Raw genomic sequence first — 21,091 nt, forward strand, 5'->3', positions numbered from 1 at the left:
TTATAACATTGTTCCATCATAATTTTCTATTTAACGATAGATTACATCATTTTTTAATTTTGCAAAAATGGAACTTTTGTGAATCATAAAAATACAATGTCGAGTTCATTGCAACTTCCATCATTTCATACTATTATAAAATATAGGATAAAATGGTATATTATAAATATGCTTGGGGAATTTTCGTTACTTTCACTACATAATATTTTCCTTGTATGTCATTTTAATTCCCAAATGCAAAAATAGGAGGTACTACTCGTGAAATTTGAAAGCTTTGGAATTGAGAACATCACAGCCGACTTAAACCGATTAGATGACCTAATGCCGGAATACGGTTTAATACGTGCCGAACAATGGGACTATGAGAGAGTAAGTTATGACCGTAAATTCGAATTGAGAGAAGGCACTTTTTATCTGCGTATACTAGGCTATGCCGTCGAAGGTGATGTGGGGGCTCATAGGGCCACAATGAAACTAATGGTTCCACTTTTAGGAAAACACTATTATCCACATGGCATTGAATATGGAGAAGGAGAGTTCTTCCCCCCTTCATTAGTGAAACAGTGTGAAAAAATCCTGGCTCAGGTTAAAGAGGAACTTACACAATTTAATGGACTGTAAAAGTGACTGGAAACTGAACAAACAGAAGAGAGGAATCTCTGAACATCCCTCTTTTCTTGTATCAAAAAGGCCTGATGTTTTTACACATCAGGCCTTTTTTAGTTTTATGATCCAAGAATCGCTTTAATCAGTGATGTTGTCTCTCCACCGTGATAAATGACATATAGTAAAAGATAAACGGCCAAACCAGTGATTCCAGTGAAAAACCAAATAATGCTAGTCGTAGGACCGATTTTTCTATGAATCGCATACTTACCTTTTAAACCTGTTGTCAGCATAATGATTCCAAGTACTGCCCCGGTAGTCGCAAGTGTGATATGGAAAATCAAAAAGATCGTGTAATAAATTTTAATATCATCCGGTCCTCCGAAAGATGTATTACCAACGAAAATCGTACGAGAAAGGTAGATAGTGAAGAAAATTATCGCAAAAATCGCGGCCACTATCATGGTCTTTTTATGTGTCTCTGTTCTGCGCTGTTTAATTTGGTACCAGCCTATTGCAACCGTGATTGAACTTAATACAATGAAAGCTGTGCTAATTGTTGGAAGAATCGGTAAAGACATAAGATGTAGTCCTCTCTATATTTATTAATCATCTATTATTCTATAAGAGGTATTCATAAAATTCAATAAAAGCAAGCAAACTTAACACAATGCTCACTTTTATCAAAAAACCAAGTCAAATAACTAGCCTTTCCTTGGGTTTCATGTTTAGCCTATATTTTGAAGTAAGACTACCGGAAACCCCTAACAAGGCAAATGAAAGACTTGTCCACTCAGTAGACAAGTCTTTCACGAAATGATCATTCTACAGTCTGGAAATCTGTAGGAATAGGGTCAATTTCGCTTTCACCGCCATTCTCCTTCTTGAACCAAGCAAAGAAAATGACACCTAGAACATATCCTAAAACGATTTCTTGAATGACCTTCATCAATACTCCACCTAGCTGTTGGTCTTCAAGCAAAGGCAGCCCATTAAACATTTCTGGACCACTGAGCGTCAGGCCTGACAATGCCGATGCAGGCACGCACAGTTCCATGGCACTAGCCCAAGATTCAGCATTAGTGAACGTATCATACATTGGATAATCGGCAAAAATGATCAATGCACACGCAGGGGTCATTAAAATGCCACTACCAAAAATATATGCTACTTTTTTAACCCCCGAAAGGCTTTCATATTCAGGAAGCTGATTAACCAAAGGAAACCACATCAAAACAGCTGCCACAAATAAAATCACCGTATAGCCTGCATGGACCAACATGCCAGTTTTGATGAAATCGAATACCAATGGGATATGATACAGCGAAAAAAGAACATTAAATAGCATAAGTGCAAAGAGAGGCTTCGTGAAGAAGCGAAACAGCGACTTCATTCCCCTTATATCTATTAAAGATCTCCACACCCATGTGGGTATCGCAATGATAAATAAGGGAGGTATCACCAAGTAAAGCAGTGCCATTTGAAACATATGTGCACTGAACATGATATGACTGAGCAAATCGATAGGCGACCCCTTGACCACATAAAGAAGAATCATGGCCATTAAGAAATAGACTACCTGTTTCAAGGGAACCGGTGAACTATCCTCAAATCTATTCCTGTACTTTGTCACCATCAAAAAATAGCCAATGGTAATAAGTACGAGGGCGGCAAAGTAAAATGGACTCCATAAAGCACGAAAGCCAAAAATATCAATAGACATAAAATCACCTCGTTCGTAAACTTTTTTCCATTACTATCCTTCTATTATACCTAAAATAAACCACAGTAACAAATATAGATAAACCTGGATTTTACTGGGCGATAATTATAAGAAAACCGGCTATTTTAAAAATAGCCGGTCCCTATCTATCATATCCAGACAATCGTGATAAAAGCTAGCACTGTAATCAATCCGACTGCAAGGCCGGAAAAGAGAAACAATGTAATAGTGCCATGACCTTTATGCTTCATATGCATAAAATAATAAAGCTGGAAAATGACTTGTATAACTGCCAGCAATAAAATGACTGGCTTAATGAACCAATGTGAAAAACCTTCTATTCCTACAGCGGCAAATGCCACTAAAGTTAAGAAAATCATAAGACTAAAAGTAATTACTTGATGCTTCATCTCTTCAGCATTTTTCTTACGACGATATTTTAAATCGACATTCGGGTTTGCTGAATTTGACTGTTCATTCGCCATCAGTTATCCCACCATTCCCATTAAATATACGACTGTAAAGATAAATACCCAAACAACGTCAATGAAATGCCAGTAAAGACTTGCCACATAAAATTTAGGGGCATTATATAAATTCAATCCCCTTTTCGCATTTCGGAGCATCAGGGATATGAACCACATTAAACCGAAGGCAACGTGTCCTCCATGAAATCCGACTAACGTATAGAACGCCGAACCGAATGCACTACTAGTAAAAGTATGCTTAAATTCATGAACATAGTGGTTAAATTCATAAATCTCAAGACCGAGGAAACCAAAACCTAATGCCACAGTGATAACGATCCAAGCTTGCATTTGTTTAAAATGATTATTTTTCATGTGATACATTGCGTACACGCTTGTTAATGAACTAGTCAGCAAAAGCATGGTCGCAACAAACGTAAGAGGTAATTCGAATAGATCTTTTGCCAGTGCTGCATTTTCATTAGGAACTTTATCCTTTAATGCAAGATACGTAGCAAAAAGTGAAGCGAATAATACCGTCTCTCCACCAAGAAACAACCAGAATCCTAAATATTTATTTTTACCTTCTAAAGTCGCTTTCTCAGGAGAAGCAGGCCAAGTAGCATCCGTGAATTTTTCATCTGCTTGCATTATGCCTTAACCTCCTTATCATCATCGTCCATAAGGTCTTCTTTATGAATATGATATCCATGGTCGTCTTTGACAGAACGTATGAACATGGAACCAAATGTAATCAAAAGCCCGATTATGATTACAGGCAAGGTCCAATTTTTATCATCCATATTATATAAAGCACCAAATGCGGCTACAAATAAACCGAATGAAATTACTACAGGAAGGATAGAATTATTAGGCATATGAATATCACCAAGTGGCTCTGCTGGCGTCATTTCCTTTTTACCTTCCATTTTCTCGACCCAATATGGATCTAACCCGCGGACAAGCGGAAGTTGCTTGAAATTGTAGAATGGCGGCGGTGATGGGATGGCCCATTCAAGAGTACGGCCATCTCCCCAAGGATCATTGCCGACCTTGACGTTTTTAACAGACGTAATGATAACATTTATGACTAAAACGATGACAGCAAATGCCATTAGGAAAGCCCCTACTGTACTAATCATATTTCCTGTATTAAGTCCTTGGTTATCCAAGAATGTGAATACACGACGTGGCATCCCCATTAGACCAAGGAAATGTTGAATAAAGAATGTTAAATGGAAACCAATCAAGAAAGTCCAAAAAGTGATTTTCCCTAAGCCTTCATTTAACATCGTTCCAAACATTTTCGGCCAATAGAACGTAATCCCCGCCAATAAACCCAATACAACCCCACCGACGATTACATAGTGGAAATGGGCAACGACGAAATAACTATCATGAAACTGGTAATCAGCTGGTGCAGCTGCATTCATGATACCTGTCACGCCACCCATTGTGAAGGAAGGGATAAAGGCGACGGCATAAAGCATTGGAACCGTGAATTTCACACTTCCGCCCCACATCGTGAAGATCCAGTTGAAAATCTTAATACCGGTAGGTACCGCAATTGCCATAGTGGCAACGGCAAAGATTGCATTTGCAATAGGTCCTAAACCAGTGGTGAACATATGATGTGCCCATACCATGAAACCTAAGAAACCAATTAAGACGGTTGCAAACACCATGGATGAATAACCGAATAATCTTTTTCTCGAAAAAGTTGCAAAGATTTCAGAGAATATACCGAAAGCAGGCAAGATCAAGATATACACTTCCGGGTGACCGAATATCCAGAATAAATGCTCCCAAATAATCGTATTACCCCCGGCTGCGACATCGAAGAAGTTGGCTCCGAACATCCTGTCAAACATCATTAATACTAGCCCGACAGTAAGTGGTGGGAAGGCAAATAATATTAATGCAGAAACAACAAATGTTGACCATGTAAATAGTGGCATACGCATATAGGTCATTCCTGGCGTACGCATATTGATTATGGTCACAAGGAAGTTAATCCCTGCAATTAAGGTTCCCAAACCGGAAATCTGTAGTCCCAGTACATAAAAATCAATACCATGCCCTTCAGAGTGAAGGGATAAAGATGCATAAGATGTCCAGCCTGCATCAGGGGCTCCACCTAAAAACCATGAAAGATTTAAAAAGATACCCCCGAAGAAAAACAACCAGAAACCTAATGAGTTTAAAAATGGGAACGCAACATCACGTGCCCCAATTTGTAGCGGCACAACTGCATTCATTACCGCAAATACCAACGGCATGGCCGCCAGGAAAATCATCGTCGTGCCGTGCATGGTCAATATTTCGTTATAAAACCCGGCACTTACAAAATCATTATTCGGGATTGCCAGCTGGATACGGATGAACATTGCTTCCAAACCGCCGATCACAAAGAATAATCCGCCTGCAATTAGATATAAAATGGCGATTTTCTTATGGTCTACCGTTGTTAGGTAATCCCAAATCGTAGCGCCAAAACCTTTTTTATTAGCGTGCGTACTCACGATTTAACCTCCTTAATCAATGTTCTATTTTTCTTCCACCTTGAGCTCTAAAAGGTAAGCTGTCAGTGCATTAATTTCTGAATCAGAAAGCTCGCCGTAAGTACCGGTCATTGTGTTACCCGGTTTATACTTTTCAGGATTTTTGATCCATTTTTTCACGTTTTCTTCCGTGTGATCCAATACTCCCGCCACTCGTTCACGTTCGCCGAATGTAGCCAGGTTTGGAGCTTGACGGGCTGCTTCAGGTCTACTGTCATTTGGGGTAACCGCATGACATCCGATACAGCTTTTATTGAAGACCTCTTCCCCTTGCTTAGCAACATCCCCTTTTGCCACAGTTGCTTTTGCAGTCTTCATATCTTTAGTCCAAGCTTCGAAGTCAGCTTTTGATTTCGTAACGACCTTAAAATCCATCAATGCATGGGATGGCCCGCAAAGCTCAGCACATTTCCCATAGAATAAATCGTTAGAATTTTCTGCCTTTTCGCTATCGAATTCTAAGAAAAATGAATTGACTCCATCAGTGTTCGTATCCATTTTCCCTCCGGCAGCCGGAATCCAAAATGAATGTTTAACATCTGAAGCTGTCAAATTGAAATAAACTTTCTGATCAGTCGGAACGACCAAATCCTGACTGGTAATTACACCTAGGTCTGGATATTCAAATTCCCACCAATAAAGGTTTGCCCTAACGTTGACCACCAAAGCATCCTTCGTTTTTCCATCTTTATCTTTCTTATCCATTGCACTAGTGTCAGCTAAGTCAAAAGTGGTAACGACAGTCGGAACAGCCAGAACAATCAAAAGAAGGATAGGAATAACAGTCCAAATAATTTCGAGTTTGTGACTTCCTTCAATTTGTTTCGGTATTGTCTCGTCGCCTTTCTTTCGGCGGAAGCGGAATAAAACTACAACGAATAAAATGATTACTACAATAATCACCAGTACCATGATTAATGTGCTCAATACCAGTAAATCAAACTGTGTTTGCGCAACATCGCCAGCTGGCTTCAGCGTGGATAGGAATGGTTCACCGCAGCCCGAAAGGACAAGTCCTACTATACCCAGCAAAGCAATTAGGCGCCATTTGTGCAGCCTTTTTTTCATAGCTTCAGAAACCCCTCTTTCATCAAAATTTTCTCACAAAATTCAAAATGGGCGCTATTGCGAATATTCTCTCTATGTCAATTTCTTTAAAAGAAAGAATCCCTAAACTAAGGATTACTCTAGTGAATCAAACCGCTCTAAGGATGGAATCTCATGATGTTTTTCTGAATAATATGTATAGCGGTCAGTGTCCAATTTATTATCAAGTAAGGTGCAGCCCATTAACAAACGGGCTACAACCCTATGATATATACTAAGTTTAAATAAGTGTAACGATAACCATCGCTACAAATAATATAGTCATATAATTAAGCGAATATACAAACATGGAAGTTGCCCACTTAATATCATCTTTCTTTTTATACCCCTTCAATCCCAAAATAAGCCAGCCGGTACTTAATAGTGCGGCCAAGACAACTAATGGAGTGCCTAAGGGAGTTAAAAAGAATGGAATGAACATTAAAGCAATGATCCATACTATAATTGATTTTTTTGCCCTTTTAAAGCCTTTTACAACAGGAAGCATTGGAACCCCAGCTGCCCGATATTCCTCAACCCGCCTCATTGCAAGGGCGTAAAAATGTGGGGGCTGCCAAAGGAACATGATAGCGAATAAAACCCACGCAATCGCATCAAGGTTTGGATCGATCGCTGCCCATCCAATCAGGGGTGGGACCGCTCCCGAGATACTGCCTATTATGGTATTCGAAACAAATCTTCTTTTGAAAATCATCGTATAAAGAACCACATAGGCGAATACGCCAAACGCCCCAATCAATAGCGTCGTCATATTAGTCAAGGCAAGTAAAATAAGTCCTGTAATAATCAAGCCAAAACTTAGGAACAACACCCTGGAAGGTTGTGCTTTTCCAGTTACAGTAGGACGGTTTTTTGTTCGTTCCATCAAATGATCGATATCCCGATCATAGTAATTATTAAAACTGCAAGATCCAGCCATGATAAGAGCCGAGCCTGCAAGAGTATAGAACACCACATCAAGATTACTAAAAAAGCTAAGTCCTGCAAAGTGAATCGCTAACCACACCCCAGTAAAAGCCGTGATTATATTTGAATTGACAATCCCCACTTTAATAAGTGCCAGAAAGTCTTTCCAGGCTGTAGTTTTTGGTATATCCGATTGAAGGGTGGCTTTACTGTCCTTCAAGACAGCTTCTGACATACCCCTTGTTTCTGACATTTGTTTTCCTCCTTTGAATCACTCAAAAACATGCAAAAGTAAAAGGTAGCACACTTAGTACATAACTATAAATCATTATTTCATACTTTTCTATATTTGTAACCAAGGAAGCGCAAACAAAAAGTAAATAATTTACTTTTTGCCTATATCATTGACAATTTAAGAAACCATTCAAAGCAACTATACTATATAGTGTTCATCCATAACAGTAAAAATTAGTAAAATCATTTCTTCAATATATTAAAACACATTTTTGGAAGCTTTTGTGAAATTTTTTCGAATAATTTTTGACCAAATTGTGTCGAGTTATTTTTCGATGAAAATACTGTAAACATCATGAATTTCACTTAAATCGCCATGTGGCGATCATTTTGGAAATATCCTACATATTCCCCCATTTCACTCTTTTTTACCATCCCCACTTCTTCAATTTTTATCAAATTCCCTTCTGAGTTTCAATCCATATTGATGGTAGCATTTAGGGATGCACTTTTTTTCGAACTTGTAAAATCATACTATTTTGTGTAATATCGAGGAGGTTCTACAAATATTTATCAATTACATTATGATATGATAATATGGTATGGATTTAATAAAACTAACTAATATGACTCCAAGAAAAAGGTGGGACTACTGGTGAAATCGTCACTTAAATGGTTTGCTGTTTTAACTACGATTGTAATGCTCTTTATCTTAATAGGGGGAGCCTTAGTCACAAAGACCGATTCCGGCATGGGCTGTGGTAGATCATGGCCATTATGTAATGGTCAATTAATCCCCGAAAAAATTACGTTCGCATTGGTTATTGAACTCTCCCATCGGGTTGTCTCAGGTGTAGGCGGATTCATGGTGCTGCTTTTATCAGTTATGTCTTGGCGAAAAATAGGTCATATTCGCGAAGCCCGCTTTCTATCGATTCTTTCATTCGGCTTCCTAGTTCTTCAAGGATTAATAGGAGCTGCTGCAGTTCTTTGGTCTCAATCTGATTTTGTTTTGGCTCTCCACTTTGGTATTTCCCTTATATCCTTTGCTTCCGTATTTTTATTAACCCTATTGATTTTCGAAGTGGACAAGAAGTTTGAGGCTGATAAACTGATTGTTGACAAAAGAATGGGATTTCACATTACCGGCATTTTGATTTTTTGTTTACTGGTCGTATATACCGGTGCTCTCGTAAGACATACTGAATCTAGTCTTATATGTAAAGATTGGCCTCTATGTGGGAATGGAACCTTCCTACCTACTAACACCTATGAATGGATACAAATGGGTCATAGGGCGATAGCAGGGATGATTTTCTTATGGGTTTCCTACGCTACCTTTTTGGCACATAAACACTATAAACATCAACGGGTCATATATGGTGGTTGGAATGCAGCATTCATTTTAGTCTTTTTACAAGTAACCGCCGGAGCTTTCATTATCTTTTCTAAACAAAATCTATATATTGCATTGGCACATGCTTTATTTATAGCCTGTTTTTTCGGGGTGATGAGCTATTTGCTTCTTCTCACTACAAGAAGCAAGAAAAACGCATTACTTATTGAAAAGGAGAATCAAGTTTCTTCTATTAATGAACGAGATGAGGGAATTGTATCACCGACCATTCCTGCCAGATGACGTCTGACTTTTCAAACAATAGCAGGTATACAAAAAGCCATCATTCAAAATGATGGCTTTTTGTATACCTGTTAAAAGGATAGCCTGAAAGAGGGCACTCCAGATGTTATCCCATCCGTGCGCCCTCTTTCAAAGCTAGTCTCTGACTCTCTTAGAGTTACTTAGTTATTTCAATCAATAGATCACCTGTACTGATGGCTTCTCCGTCTTTAACATAAATGTCTTTAATTGTACCAGAGAAAGGTGCTTGTACAGTTGTTTCCATTTTCATGGCTTCTGTAATGATCAGGTGATCACCCTGCTTGACTTGATCGCCTTTTTCGACGACAACGCGGATGACCGTACCAGGCATCGTAGCCCCAATATGTTCTTTATTTTTGGTGTCAGCCTTGATTTTGGTTTGCACGGACGATTTAATATTCTCATCCTTGATGATGACTTCACGAGATTGACCATTCAATTCAAAATACACAACCCGTGTGCCATCAGGCAATGGCTGTCCAATTGACACTAATTTAACGATAAGGGTTTTCCCCTTTTCTATTTCGACTTCGATTTCTTCTCCTAATCTCATGCCATATAAGAAAGTGGCTGTGTCTAGGTTGGATACATCGCCGAATAACTCTTTCGTTTTATTATAATCCAAGAATACTTTAGGATATAGGGCATATGCAAGCACATCGAAGTCTGTGACAGGACGTCCCACTTCTCGGAACAACTCTTCTCTTAATGCATCAAAATCTACAGCTTCCAGTAGTTCACCTGGTCTAACTGTAATCGGTTTTTTCCCTTTCAGGATAACTTCCTGAAGTTCCTTTGGAAAACCTCCTGTTGGTTGTCCCAAGTACCCCTCGAATAATTCAATAACGGAATCAGGAAAATCAATGGCTTGACCCTTTGTAAGAACATCCTCTTCCGAAAGGCTATTTTGTACCATGAATAAGGCCATGTCGCCTACAACTTTTGAAGATGGTGTCACTTTAACGATATCTCCGAACATGACATTGACGCGTCGATACATTTCCTTCACTTCATGCCAACGATCTCCAAGACCTACTGCTTTAGCCTGCTGTTGTAGATTACTATACTGTCCACCTGGCATTTCATGCTTATAAACTTCCGTGTGGGGTGCATTCATGCCACTTTCGAAGTCTTTATAGAACTTCCGTACCTCTCCCCAATACTCTCCTAGACGTTCAAGTGAATCCACTTCAAGTTTAGGCTGTCTACCCGATCCCTCCAGTGCATAATGAAGGGTTTGAATACTTGGCTGCGAAGTTAAGCCTGCAAGCGAGCCAATCGCCGTATCCACAATATCCACTCCTGCTTCAATGGCTTTTGAGTACGTAAAGATACCATTTCCGCTCGTATCATGCGAATGCAAATGAATAGGTAGAGAAGTCGTTTCCTTCAATTCCGATACAAGACGGTAAGCCGCATCCGGTTTCAAAAGACCTGCCATATCTTTGATAGCTAGAATATGAGCACCTGCATGCTCCAATTCCTTCGCCATGTTTTTATAGTATTCTATATTATATTTGCTGCGCGATGAATCATTCAAATCACCTGTGTAACAAATGGCCGCTTCGGCAATTTTACCAGATTGGCGGACAGCATCAATAGCCACTTCCATCCCTTTTACCCAGTTTAAGCTGTCGAAGATCCGGAAGACATCAATACCCGCCGCCGCTGATTTCTCAACGAATTCCTGTATGACATTGTCGGGATAGTTTTTATAACCCACTGCATTGGAAGCTCTTAAAAGCATTTGTAACAGGACATTAGGCGCTTTTTTCCTGAAACTTAACAAACGCTCCCATGGATCTTCTTTCAAGAAGCGATAGGCTACATCAAACGTTGCCCCGCCCCACATTTCCATGGAAAATAGGTTTGGAAGTAATTTTGCTGTAGGCTCTGCAATGTCCAGTATATCCTTTGATCTAATTCTTGTAGCCAATAATGATTGATGTGCATCACGGAAAGTCGTATCCGTAATTAATACTTCTTTCTGTTCCTTAATCCAGTTAACCAGGCCTTCTGCTCCTCGTTCGTCTAGAATATTCTTCGTACCTGGAGTAAGCGGCAGATTCTTGACATCCGGAATCGGTGCTGGGTCAAAGACCGGTTTTTTCTTCGTTTCCACACCTGGAAAACCATTCACCGTTACATTGCCGATATATGAAAGCATTTTTGTTCCACGGTCTTTTCTGACTGGGAAGTTAAACAATTCAGGCGTTGAATCGATAAATGAAGTATCGTACTCGCCCGTAATGAAATTCTTATGTTTGACAACATTCTCAAGGAATGGGATGTTTGTTTTAATTCCTCGAATCCTAAATTCCTTCAGGTTACGCACCATTTTGGAAGCAGCCTGCTCAAATGATAGTGCATGTGTTGAAAGCTTGACTAGCAAGGAATCATAATATGGGGTAATCACTGCACCTTGGAATCCATTACCTGCATCCAGACGTACGCCAAATCCTCCACCCGAACGGTAAACCATCATTTTTCCAGTGTCAGGCATAAAATTATTCAACGGATCTTCGGTTGTTACCCTTGATTGGATTGCATACCCATTTGTTTTAATGCCCGCTTGTTCTGGAATGGCGATCTTTTTACCATGTAGTTCATGGCCTTCGGCAATCATGATTTGCGATTGGACAATATCGATTCCTGTAATCATTTCGGTAATGGTATGCTCTACCTGAACCCTTGGATTGACTTCAATGAAATAAAATTCACCATTTGCCACAAGGAACTCCACTGTCCCAGCATTGACATAGTCGATATTTTTGGCCAATTTGACGGCAGCCTCGCAAATCTCTTCTCTAAGGCTCTCCGGAAGCGAAACTGAAGGAGCAACTTCAACGACTTTTTGATGACGTCTTTGCACCGAGCAGTCACGTTCATATAAATGAACGGTATTACCATGAGAATCTGCCAAGATTTGAACTTCGATATGCTTTGGATTTTTAATGTATCTCTCTACGTATACTTCATCATTCCCAAAGGCTGCTTTCGCTTCAGATTTACAGCGATTGTATGCTTCTTCGGTTTCTTCAAGTTTTTCGACAATACGCATGCCGCGTCCGCCTCCACCAAGTGAGGCTTTTATAATAATGGGGAAGCCATACTTCTTACCGAATTCTTTTACTTCTTCCACGCTTGTTACTGGTCCATCACTGCCTGGAATGACCGGAATACCAGCCAGTTCAGCTTGTGTTCTAGCTTTTACCTTGTCCCCAAACATATCTAAATGCCTTGATTCAGGTCCGATGAAGATAATTCCCTCTTCTTCGCAACGTTTAGCAAAATCTATATTTTCTGAAAGGAAGCCATAACCAGGATGAATAGCGTCAACTCCACTCATTTTGGCAATTGAAATAATCCCTTCAATATCCAAATATGCATCGATTGGCTTTTTACCTTCACCAACCAGATATGCTTCATCAGCCTTATAGCGGTGATAGGATCCGTAATCTTCCTTGGAATAGATTGCAACTGTACAAATGTCTAATTCCGTACATGCCCGAAAAATTCGAATCGCAATTTCCCCGCGATTTGCCGCAAGTACCTTTTCTATACGTTTAACCATTGCTACCACCCTAATCAATATGTATTTTTATAAATATATAGAAAAAAAGTGTGAGAGATATCACAACTTTTCATTCTCCATTAATAGAGATAACTTAAACGTCCATTTCATTAAGTGAATAATGAAAAAGAATAAAGCAAAATTTTTAAATAATTACTATTATTATGATATACCAACTTTTCGTACTTTTCACTTTAATAAGTAATTAATATAACCATAATACTAAAATAAACTGAATACAATAAAAAAATAAAAAATTCTTTCGTTTATATTTAAAAGTATTTTTCAATCCACTTTTTGTCTTAGTGCCATTGGATCAGCAACCGTATTCAAGTTTTGTATAATATTAAATGTTGTGAATGAATTTGATACATCATTACTAATATAAAAACATAAAAAGGACTAAACAAAGAATGTTCCGTCCTATTAGTATAACACTTTTAAAATAAGTATAACCTATTCATTTGATTATGTATACAAATAAAAAACTCAAACAATCATCGAGATTTGTTTGAGTTAGTATGTGCTATATATTATTTTTTTAATGATGCTTCATGTAATACTGACAATTCCCTTTCGAGTGTCTCTAAAAGAGATTTGCCTTCCAATTCCTCTATTAGGTCTAATCGTACAGCAAAATCAATTTCCCGTGATAGACCAAACATTTGAGTATCCAGTACCTCTTCATATAAAGGACATTGAGGCATAGTGAGATTCTCCATTTGAACTTTTATCAATTTTAGAATCTTGTCAGCATCTGCCTTTAATAAAGCAAAAGCTTTTTCTCGATGATTGACAAGCATTTCAGATGCCATGTTAAATCCCCCCGCTCAGAGCGATTAAATCTTATCTTTAAATTCTACCTTTAGTTGTCTTAAAAAGCAAGGATATTGACAAACTAAATGAATAACGAAACCTGGAAGAATTGTGCCGATGCATGCTCGATAATGTGACAATTCTCCTGTAATTGATTATAATTGTACATGTATGTGAGCAAAGGAAGGAATGAGATATTTGGAATCCATCGTGTTTATTAACGGAAATGTGAAATATCCTCTTACAATAGACCCTGGAGTATGGATCTTCGATGACCGTAAAATTGAGATTGATACATATTTCAGTGAAGAAAGAGTACAGATCAATGAACTAGAAGATTATACTAAGAAAGCTTCTAGACATTGGCAAAAAGAAATTCAAGAGGGAGCGGTTCTACCCCCTACAATAAAAACAGAACGGAAATTTGAGAAACAACGATTGCTTGAAGGTTCTTTTGGCATTCTGTTTGAACCTTTTTTAAAAAATGCCGAACCCGCTGATGATGCAACCGAAGTTATCGTTACTTCAGAAGGCAAAGAATTGGCGTTTCCGCTAGAAGATGCCATGAAATTTTTCATCGGGTTTTCAAAGGATGGACAACCACTTAAAGTGTCTGAAGGTGGTCCCATGGAAATTTATTTTGGTGATGGAAGTAATATCAATAATCCAATCAAGTATGTCACGTCTTTTACAGTCAAATAAGCTCGCCAATAGCAATACTCTAGAAAATGGCAGGGGATTTTCCCCGTGCCATTTTTTTATTTATAAAAGCGTTGCAGCAAGCTGTGCCAATGTAGATCTTTCCCCTTTTATCAGCTTGACATGCCCAGCAATCCGTTCCGTCTTGAATTTTTCGACTACATACGTCAAGCCATTATTATATTCATCTAAATATGGATGATCAATTTGTTCTGGATCTCCCATCAACACGATTTTGCTTCGTTCCCCTACCCTTGTTAAGATAGTCTTTACCTCATGTTTCGTCAGATTCTGTGCTTCATCAATGATGATGAATTGATCCGGTATGCTCCTTCCCCTGATATACGTCAGGGCTTCTACTTCAATCGAACTCATCCCTGCTAGAATGGCATCCAATTCTCCTGGTTTCTTGGTATTGAACAAGTATTGCAGATTATCGAATATAGGCTGCATCCACGGCTTCAATTTTTCTTCCTTTTCTCCAGGCAGATAACCAATATCTTTACCGACCGGTACAATTGGCCTTGCGACAAGAAGCTTCTTATAATGGGCTAAATCCTCTGTTTGCAACAAGCCTGTTGCCAAAGCAAGTAACGTTTTCCCAGTGCCCGCCTTACCAATTAGTGTCACAAGCTGTACATCTGAACGAAGCAACAAATCCAAAGCCATCGTTTGTTGAACATTCCTAGGCTTAATTCCCCATATATGTTCCCCTTCATACATCAACTTCTTAACAGTCTTACAGTTTTCATTGATGATCCCAATCGCCGAGGCTGAGCTTCCTAATGTATCCTTCATGAGGAGAAATTGATTGGGATAGTATTGATCTTCTGACAACTCTTCAAGTTCTAAATAACTTTTTTCATAAAATTTATTTAGGTTGTCAATTGAAACAAATATCTCTTTATATCCACCATAGACATGGTCCAATTCAACGACACGGTCATTTAAAAAGTCTTCTGCCTCAAGTCCGATAGCATCTGCCTTTACACGCACTAGTGTATCTTTGCTAACGAGGATGACCGTCTTCCCCTCTTCCTTCGTCTCTTCTTCCAATGACAAATTTTTAGCAACCGCCAATATTCGATTATCATTTGTTTTCTCGACAAAAATTTCCTGTAGTTCATGAAAAGAACGATGATTAAGTTCTATTCGTAAACTTCCTCCATTATGAAGCGGGATACTCTGGTGTAGTTTCCCTTTTTCCCGAAAATGATCAATTAATTTCGAAACCTGCCTTGCATTCCTTCCGATTTCATCCATATACCTTTTCTTAGAATCCAATTCTTCTAATACAACTGCTGGAATGACGATTTCATTAACCCCGAATGAATAAATAGAATACGGATCCTGCAACAGGACATTCGTATCTAAAACATAGATTTTGTCCAATATGACGCCTCCTGCCTGCTCTTTATCGGATATACCTAACAATGACTGCTCTTAGCAGTTATGTAGCGGACGAGACTGTTGATAAAATATATGTTCCTTTGTATAAAGATAGAAGAACAATTACAGACTATAAAGAAATCTTCCTTGATATAAAGATGCCAAATACACAATATGATCAATGAATTCTACGAGTAAAAAGGAGACGGAACTCTTGCGCAAACAAATTTTTTCATTGGCTGCACTCTTACTGATGTCAGGTTGTTCGACGGATCATGCAAGTGACGATTCAAAAGACCAGGCTAAAAACGGCTTAACCCAAGTTCATAACTCGACCATTCAGGAAAGCGATCGCAGGACCGGACAAGAAACATCCAAAAGGCTAACGAATCTGGCTCAATCAGTACCTGAAGTGAATGATGCCACCGCAGTTGTAATTGGGAAATACGCCCTGGTGGGGATTGATATCGACGCGGACATCGAACGCTCACAAGTCGGAACCGTTAAATACTCGGTTGGAGAGACATTAAAGAATGATCCTCATGGTGCCTATGCGATTGTCGTAGCCGATCCAGATTTAAATGCACGAATCAAAGAAGTTGCAGCAGACATTAAAAATGGCGAACCAGTAAGGGGGATATTAAATGAGTTGGCAGATATCACAAGCAGAGTCATACCTGAGGTACCTGGTGACACCTTGACACCTACCCCTGCAAAGGTTACGGATGATCAAGGGAACTCGCCCCATAATCAAGATGACAGAAAACAATTAGAAAAAGAACAAAACGAACAGTCCAATCATCATAAAGATTAACCTTTTCACCCCGTGGAATCTTCTTCGGGTTTTTTCTTATGTACAATTGCAAATCCCACACGGGAGACTTGTACTTTATCCTCGTTTTGGCATGAAATTATTGGTATACTTAAACACATACTGAAATCGAAGTGAGGTTCAATAATTATGAAGGTAAAATGCGTAATATGCGATCAAATCGAAGACATACCAGATGATAGTCCAGAAGCTAAGAAGCTACGTAACCGTCCTATACATACCTACATGTGCGATATATGTAAACAACGCATTGAAGAACGTACGAATGAACGGATTGCCACAGGCAATTTTCATCTCTACCGCACGATAAAAAAAGAAGATGAATGGTAAATCGTTCAATCGGATACTCCTGATTGGTCTGTTCAATGGATTATTACTTGGCTTTATAACGAAATGGATTGAAGTGTCCTCAGGAATAAAAGTGTATCAGCTTTTATTGAACGTGGATTTCATTCCTATTTTTGGGGAAATCCCTTGGAATGAAGCATGGCTATTTTCTTTTCATTTATTTATATCAATCTTCCTTACTTATGGCTATGCCTATATTATTCAAAAAAGAAAGATTGTGAAGCGATTTGCCTTTGCTAATTTATTCATCATTCCTGCCATCCTGCTTTATTTTCCATTGGCTTTCCTTTCTAAAACCATGGTTATTCCTTCTTTTGACTTGTTCACATTCTTATTGTGGGCACTTGCACATTTTATTTATTCTCTGTTCCTTCCATTGTCCATACAAAAATGACCGTGCGGAAAACCGCACGGTCATTTTTGTATTACTCGATATTTTTATACTTATCTGGCTCAAGTTGTATCTGATCCAACATGATATCAATTAATTCAATCGGGAAACGTTGCTTTTTCATTTCGTCTCCTACTTTATATTCAACAAAATAAAAAGGTTCTGTTTTTGTAACGGAATCAATCCTCACCTGGTGGTCGTTCTGAAGCATCTGCATAAAAAACATTTCTGTTTCTCGTGCGGCTGTATCATCGGGCATTTCATCACAAACAACTCTTATCGTCAGCCAATTGTATAAAGCATCTTGTAATGATTTCATAGCTCACTCAAGCCTGTTCTTCTTTTTTCGAATTATGAAGACGAATCTTATAAATTCCAAGGACAAGAGATGCTATGACTAACGCTTCCCCCATTGGGAGAAACACAGCGAAGAAAGAAAGAAGGGTACATCCAAGTGCCATTACCGCATAGATAATCACATTTTTGAGCAAAGGTAGCTTTTTGGCGAAACCTAGCTGATAGACAAGGATGCATAATCCAAAGATTGTTAAATACAAATACCACATTCCCGCTTCAGGGTTCTCATCCACTCTGTACAACGCTGCAAAAAATGATAATCGCTCTTGGATATCCAATCTTTACTCCTCCTCTAGCTAATTATTTTTCTTCAACAGCCACTTTTTTTCTTTTAGCTGCTCTTTCACGTTCGTTTTTATCAAGAATTTTCTTACGAAGACGGATTGATTCAGGAGTTACTTCACAATACTCATCATCGTTCAAATACTCAAGTGCTTCTTCAAGAGACATGATTCTTGGTTTCTTCATTGAAGAAGTTTGATCCTTATTTGCTGAACGCATGTTTGTCATTTGTTTTGCTTTAACGATATTAACTGTTAAATCTGCATCACGATTATGTTCGCCGACAATCATACCTTCATAAATGTCAGTACCTGGTTCAACAAAAATGACACCACGGTCTTCTACTTGCATAGTACCGTATTGTGTTGTTTTTCCTGATTCCATAGATACTAATACACCTTGACGTCTTCCGCCAACTTGGCCTTGTGCCATTGGTTGGTAGCTGTCAAATGAATGGTTCATGATACCGTAACCACGAGTGATTGTTAAGAACTCAGTAGAATAACCGATAAGTCCACGGGCTGGAATCGTGAATAGTAAACGAACTTGACCGCTTCCGCTATTGACCATGTCTAACAATTCGCCTTTACGTGCACCCATGGATTCCATGATAGCACCAGTATGCTCTTCTGGAACATCGATTTGAACACGTTCAACTGGCTCGCAACGTACGCCATCAATAAGACGAACGATAACTTCCGGTTTCGAAACTTGAAGCTCATAGCCTTCACGTCTCATGTTTTCAATCAGGATAGAAAGGTGAAGCTCTCCACGACCAGAAACAATCCATACGTCCGGAGAATCAGTATTTTCTACTCTTAAGCTTACATCTGTTTGCAATTGGCTTTTCAAACGCTCTTCGATTTTACGAGCCGTTACGAATTTACCTTCACGTCCTGCGAATGGGCTGTTGTTTACAAGGAAAGTCATTTGTAATGTTGGCTCATCGATACGTAGGATTGGAAGCGCATCAGGATGCTCTACTGGGCAAACCGTTTCACCGACGTTGATATCTTCCATACCGGAAACGGCGATTAGGTCACCAGCAACAGCTTCCTGGATTTCAACTTTTTTCAAGCCGATATAACCAAAGATTTTCGTTACACGGAATTGCTTAACTGATCCATCAAGCTTCATCAATGAAACTTGTTGTCCCACGTGCATTTTTCCGCGGAATACACGACCAACACCGATACGTCCTACATAGTCGTTGTAATCAAGTAAAGCCACTTGGAATTGCAGTGGTTCTTCTGAGTTATCGACTGGAGCAGGAATCGTTTCGATAATTGTTTCGAATAATGGAGTCATGTCTTTTTCTTGTTTAGTAGGATCTGAATCCAAGCTTGCTGTTCCAGCAATACCTGAAGTGAAGACTACTGGGAAGTCTAATTGTTCTTCTTCAGCGCCAAGTTCGATGAACAAGTCGATAACTTCGTCGACAACTTCATCTGGACGAGCAGAGTCTTTATCAATTTTATTCACGACAACGATAGGCGTGATTTTTTGTTCCAAAGCTTTTTTCAACACGAAACGTGTTTGAGGCATACAACCTTCATAAGCATCGACAACAAGTAAAACGCCATCGACCATTTTCATGATCCGTTCTACTTCACCACCAAAGTCAGCATGACCAGGTGTATCCAAGATATTAATTCTTGTGTCTTGATATTGAACTGCTGTATTTTTCGCAAGAATCGTAATTCCGCGTTCTTTTTCAATAGCATTAGAATCCATCGCACGTTCTTCAACGTGTTCGTTTTCACGGAAAGTACCAGATTGCTTAAGCAACTGATCCACTAAAGTTGTTTTACCATGATCGACGTGGGCAATGATGGCTATATTACGAATATTTTCTCTTAATTTCAAAAAATTCACTCCTAAAAAAATTTGGTGTTTAACGTATCACTAGTATTAACTTACATATTATATCACAAACATGGTAGAAACAAATAACGAAATTATGTACAATAGAATTATTAGGGGTGATTTTAATGAATATTAAATGGAATTTCTTAATTTTAGCGATACTGGCTACAGCAAGTATTGGCTCCATTGGCATCTTTATCGCGATAAAGAGCATACTCGGAATAGTAGCTGCAATCGTTGTGCTATGCGGAATAATGGGGTATGGCTTCTCTCAAAAGAAAAAACTGCGTGAAGCAGGAAAGTTATAAATAAAAAAACTCGCTGCTGATAGCGAGTTTTTTTATTTATAACTTTATACTCCGAAAATTTATTTTCCATTAAAGGTTTTTCCTGCATATCGTTCACTACTTTCTTGAATTATCCGACAAGTATCGTTCGAATACTTCCTTATGTAGACCAGGTTTAGAAACAAAAAGAGAATCTCCTGATAGGAAGTTCAATTCCTCCCCTTTAATGTTGGTCACTTCCCCACCAACCTCTTCAATAAGTAACGCCCCTCCAGCAAAGTCCCATGGCATAAGGCGCATCGTTATATAAGCATCCAGGCGTCCAGCAGCTACGAAAGCAAGTTCCAGTGCAGCTGATCCGTATGATCGTGTTCCCCTGACATCACGGACAAGCGGGGCAAGGAGGTTTGGATCGATTCGGCGGTTTTCCGTTACCCAACTCGCATTCATCGATAGAATGGATGTACTGACAGAACCTTCCTCTAACGGGGCAAGCCTTTGTTCATTCATAAAAGCTCCCTGCCCTTTAACAGCATGGTATAATTCATCATGCACAACATCATAGACCATGCCGATTTTCCCGATGCCATCCTGGTATACACCGAGAGAAATGGCAAAATTCCGCTGTTGGTGGATAAAGTTCAATGTACCATCGATGGGATCAATAATCCACACCGTCCCCTTTAAATCCTTTATCTGATTCCCCATACCCTCTTCTCCAAAAATACGATGGTCAGGAAATGTTTCATTTATATGTTCAACAAAGAATTTTTCTATTGCCTTATCCATATTCGTTACCAAATCATTAGGATTCGTTTTTTCCTCGATATTCAGCTTGGTTTCAAAGGACGCCCGAAGCTTGACCCCCGCTTCCCTCATCCATACCTTCGCATATGTATCCATTTCTTTAACCGATGCCATCATAATATCCCGTCCTTTGTCATCAAAACTACATTAAATAGATATTCTAAAGAGTAATGCAAATA

General features: G+C 39.0%; 21 protein-coding genes. 7 read left to right on the forward strand and 14 right to left on the reverse strand.

Translation table 11 applies throughout. The annotated features are described in order from the left end of the window. Positions 1-258: 258 nt before the first annotated feature. A complete protein-coding gene (locus ACIQXR_RS12295) occupies positions 259-621 on the forward strand; it encodes a YugN family protein (RefSeq protein ID WP_402868123.1) in 363 nt (120 codons plus the stop codon). 104 nt (positions 622-725) lie between these two features. Here ACIQXR_RS12295 and ACIQXR_RS12300 read toward each other — a convergent pair whose 3' ends face one another. From ACIQXR_RS12300 to cyoE, 7 genes are all read right to left on the reverse strand, one after another. Further along, positions 726-1,187: a DUF420 domain-containing protein gene (locus ACIQXR_RS12300; RefSeq protein WP_402868122.1), complete on the reverse strand. Its 462-nt coding sequence runs from the start codon at positions 1,185-1,187 to the stop codon at positions 726-728. Between the two features lie 239 nt (positions 1,188-1,426). Next, positions 1,427-2,329, reverse strand: coding sequence for a cytochrome c oxidase assembly factor CtaG (gene ctaG, locus ACIQXR_RS12305; protein ID WP_402868121.1), 903 nt, complete (start codon positions 2,327-2,329; stop codon positions 1,427-1,429). A gap of 149 nt (positions 2,330-2,478) precedes the next feature. Continuing rightward, positions 2,479-2,814: a cytochrome c oxidase subunit IVB gene (ctaF, locus tag ACIQXR_RS12310; RefSeq protein WP_402868119.1), complete on the reverse strand. Its 336-nt coding sequence runs from the start codon at positions 2,812-2,814 to the stop codon at positions 2,479-2,481. A gap of 3 nt (positions 2,815-2,817) precedes the next feature. Then, on the reverse strand, positions 2,818-3,447 hold the full coding sequence (locus ACIQXR_RS12315) for a cytochrome (ubi)quinol oxidase subunit III (RefSeq protein ID WP_402868118.1): 630 nt from the start codon (positions 3,445-3,447) through the stop codon (positions 2,818-2,820). After that, positions 3,447-5,318: a cytochrome c oxidase subunit I gene (gene ctaD, locus ACIQXR_RS12320; protein WP_402868116.1), complete on the reverse strand. Its 1,872-nt coding sequence runs from the start codon at positions 5,316-5,318 to the stop codon at positions 3,447-3,449. The genes ACIQXR_RS12315 and ctaD overlap by 1 nt, the downstream gene beginning before the upstream one ends. Positions 5,319-5,342: 24 nt before the next feature. Then, positions 5,343-6,425: a cytochrome c oxidase subunit II gene (coxB, locus tag ACIQXR_RS12325; RefSeq protein ID WP_403080048.1), complete on the reverse strand. Its 1,083-nt coding sequence runs from the start codon at positions 6,423-6,425 to the stop codon at positions 5,343-5,345. Positions 6,426-6,684: 259 nt separating this feature from the next. Then, positions 6,685-7,623 (reverse strand): heme o synthase, encoded by a 939-nt coding sequence (gene cyoE / locus ACIQXR_RS12330; protein ID WP_403080050.1) that lies wholly within the window; start codon positions 7,621-7,623, stop codon positions 6,685-6,687. Between the two features lie 636 nt (positions 7,624-8,259). On the opposite strand from cyoE, the gene ACIQXR_RS12335 reads away from it, so the two are divergent. Then, positions 8,260-9,243 carry a COX15/CtaA family protein gene (locus ACIQXR_RS12335; RefSeq protein WP_402868112.1) on the forward strand — a complete coding sequence of 328 codons (984 nt, stop codon included), beginning with the start codon at positions 8,260-8,262 and terminating at the stop codon, positions 9,241-9,243. Between the two features lie 157 nt (positions 9,244-9,400). Here the strand turns inward: ACIQXR_RS12335 and pyc are convergent, their stop codons facing one another. Both pyc and ACIQXR_RS12345 read right to left on the reverse strand, forming a co-directional pair. Then, complete coding sequence (gene pyc / locus ACIQXR_RS12340; RefSeq protein WP_402868110.1) at positions 9,401-12,838, reverse strand: pyruvate carboxylase; 3,438 nt, start codon at positions 12,836-12,838, stop codon at positions 9,401-9,403. Positions 12,839-13,371: 533 nt separating this feature from the next. Further along, positions 13,372-13,653 carry an Fpa/YlaN family protein gene (locus ACIQXR_RS12345; RefSeq protein WP_402868108.1) on the reverse strand — a complete coding sequence of 94 codons (282 nt, stop codon included), beginning with the start codon at positions 13,651-13,653 and terminating at the stop codon, positions 13,372-13,374. A 199-nt stretch (positions 13,654-13,852) separates the two neighbouring features. Between ACIQXR_RS12345 and ACIQXR_RS12350 the strand changes: the two genes are divergently transcribed. Further along, positions 13,853-14,356 (forward strand): molybdopterin-binding protein, encoded by a 504-nt coding sequence (locus tag ACIQXR_RS12350; RefSeq protein ID WP_402868563.1) that lies wholly within the window; start codon positions 13,853-13,855, stop codon positions 14,354-14,356. A 60-nt stretch (positions 14,357-14,416) separates the two neighbouring features. Here the strand turns inward: ACIQXR_RS12350 and ACIQXR_RS12355 are convergent, their stop codons facing one another. Further along, entirely contained in the window at positions 14,417-15,745 is a 1,329-nt protein-coding gene (locus ACIQXR_RS12355; RefSeq protein ID WP_402868106.1) for a PhoH family protein, read from the reverse strand. A 211-nt stretch (positions 15,746-15,956) separates the two neighbouring features. On the opposite strand from ACIQXR_RS12355, the gene ACIQXR_RS12360 reads away from it, so the two are divergent. The 3 genes from ACIQXR_RS12360 to ACIQXR_RS12370 all read left to right on the forward strand — a co-directional run bounded on the left by ACIQXR_RS12360 (position 15,957) and on the right by ACIQXR_RS12370 (position 17,316). Further along, complete coding sequence (locus tag ACIQXR_RS12360; protein ID WP_402868105.1) at positions 15,957-16,556, forward strand: YhcN/YlaJ family sporulation lipoprotein; 600 nt, start codon at positions 15,957-15,959, stop codon at positions 16,554-16,556. A 147-nt stretch (positions 16,557-16,703) separates the two neighbouring features. Beyond that, positions 16,704-16,904, forward strand: a complete 201-nt coding sequence (locus ACIQXR_RS12365) for a YlaI family protein (protein WP_402868104.1) — start codon at positions 16,704-16,706, stop codon at positions 16,902-16,904. Next, positions 16,894-17,316, forward strand: a complete 423-nt coding sequence (locus ACIQXR_RS12370) for a hypothetical protein (protein ID WP_402868103.1) — start codon at positions 16,894-16,896, stop codon at positions 17,314-17,316. Before ACIQXR_RS12365 ends, ACIQXR_RS12370 begins: the two co-directional genes overlap by 11 nt. A 31-nt stretch (positions 17,317-17,347) precedes the next feature. Here the strand turns inward: ACIQXR_RS12370 and ACIQXR_RS12375 are convergent, their stop codons facing one another. From ACIQXR_RS12375 to typA, 3 genes are read right to left on the reverse strand one after another with little or no spacing between them, the layout of a single operon-like run. Beyond that, the gene (locus tag ACIQXR_RS12375) at positions 17,348-17,632 is read right to left on the reverse strand and encodes a hypothetical protein (protein ID WP_403080051.1); all 285 of its coding nucleotides are present in this window, start codon (positions 17,630-17,632) and stop codon (positions 17,348-17,350) included. 7 nt (positions 17,633-17,639) lie between these two features. After that, the gene (locus ACIQXR_RS12380; RefSeq protein ID WP_402868100.1) at positions 17,640-17,948 is read right to left on the reverse strand and encodes a YlaH-like family protein; all 309 of its coding nucleotides are present in this window, start codon (positions 17,946-17,948) and stop codon (positions 17,640-17,642) included. A 22-nt stretch (positions 17,949-17,970) separates the two neighbouring features. Continuing rightward, positions 17,971-19,818, reverse strand: a complete 1,848-nt coding sequence (gene typA, locus ACIQXR_RS12385) for a translational GTPase TypA (RefSeq protein ID WP_402868099.1) — start codon at positions 19,816-19,818, stop codon at positions 17,971-17,973. A gap of 125 nt (positions 19,819-19,943) precedes the next feature. Between typA and ACIQXR_RS12390 the strand changes: the two genes are divergently transcribed. After that, entirely contained in the window at positions 19,944-20,126 is a 183-nt protein-coding gene (locus ACIQXR_RS12390; RefSeq protein WP_402868097.1) for a YlaF family protein, read from the forward strand. Positions 20,127-20,222: 96 nt separating this feature from the next. Here ACIQXR_RS12390 and ACIQXR_RS12395 read toward each other — a convergent pair whose 3' ends face one another. Continuing rightward, positions 20,223-21,026 carry an inositol monophosphatase family protein gene (locus tag ACIQXR_RS12395; protein ID WP_402868095.1) on the reverse strand — a complete coding sequence of 268 codons (804 nt, stop codon included), beginning with the start codon at positions 21,024-21,026 and terminating at the stop codon, positions 20,223-20,225. Positions 21,027-21,091 lie beyond the last annotated feature (65 nt).

Source organism: Peribacillus sp. NPDC097224 (assembly GCF_044761985.1).
Taxonomy (GTDB): domain Bacteria; phylum Bacillota; class Bacilli; order Bacillales; family DSM-1321; genus Peribacillus.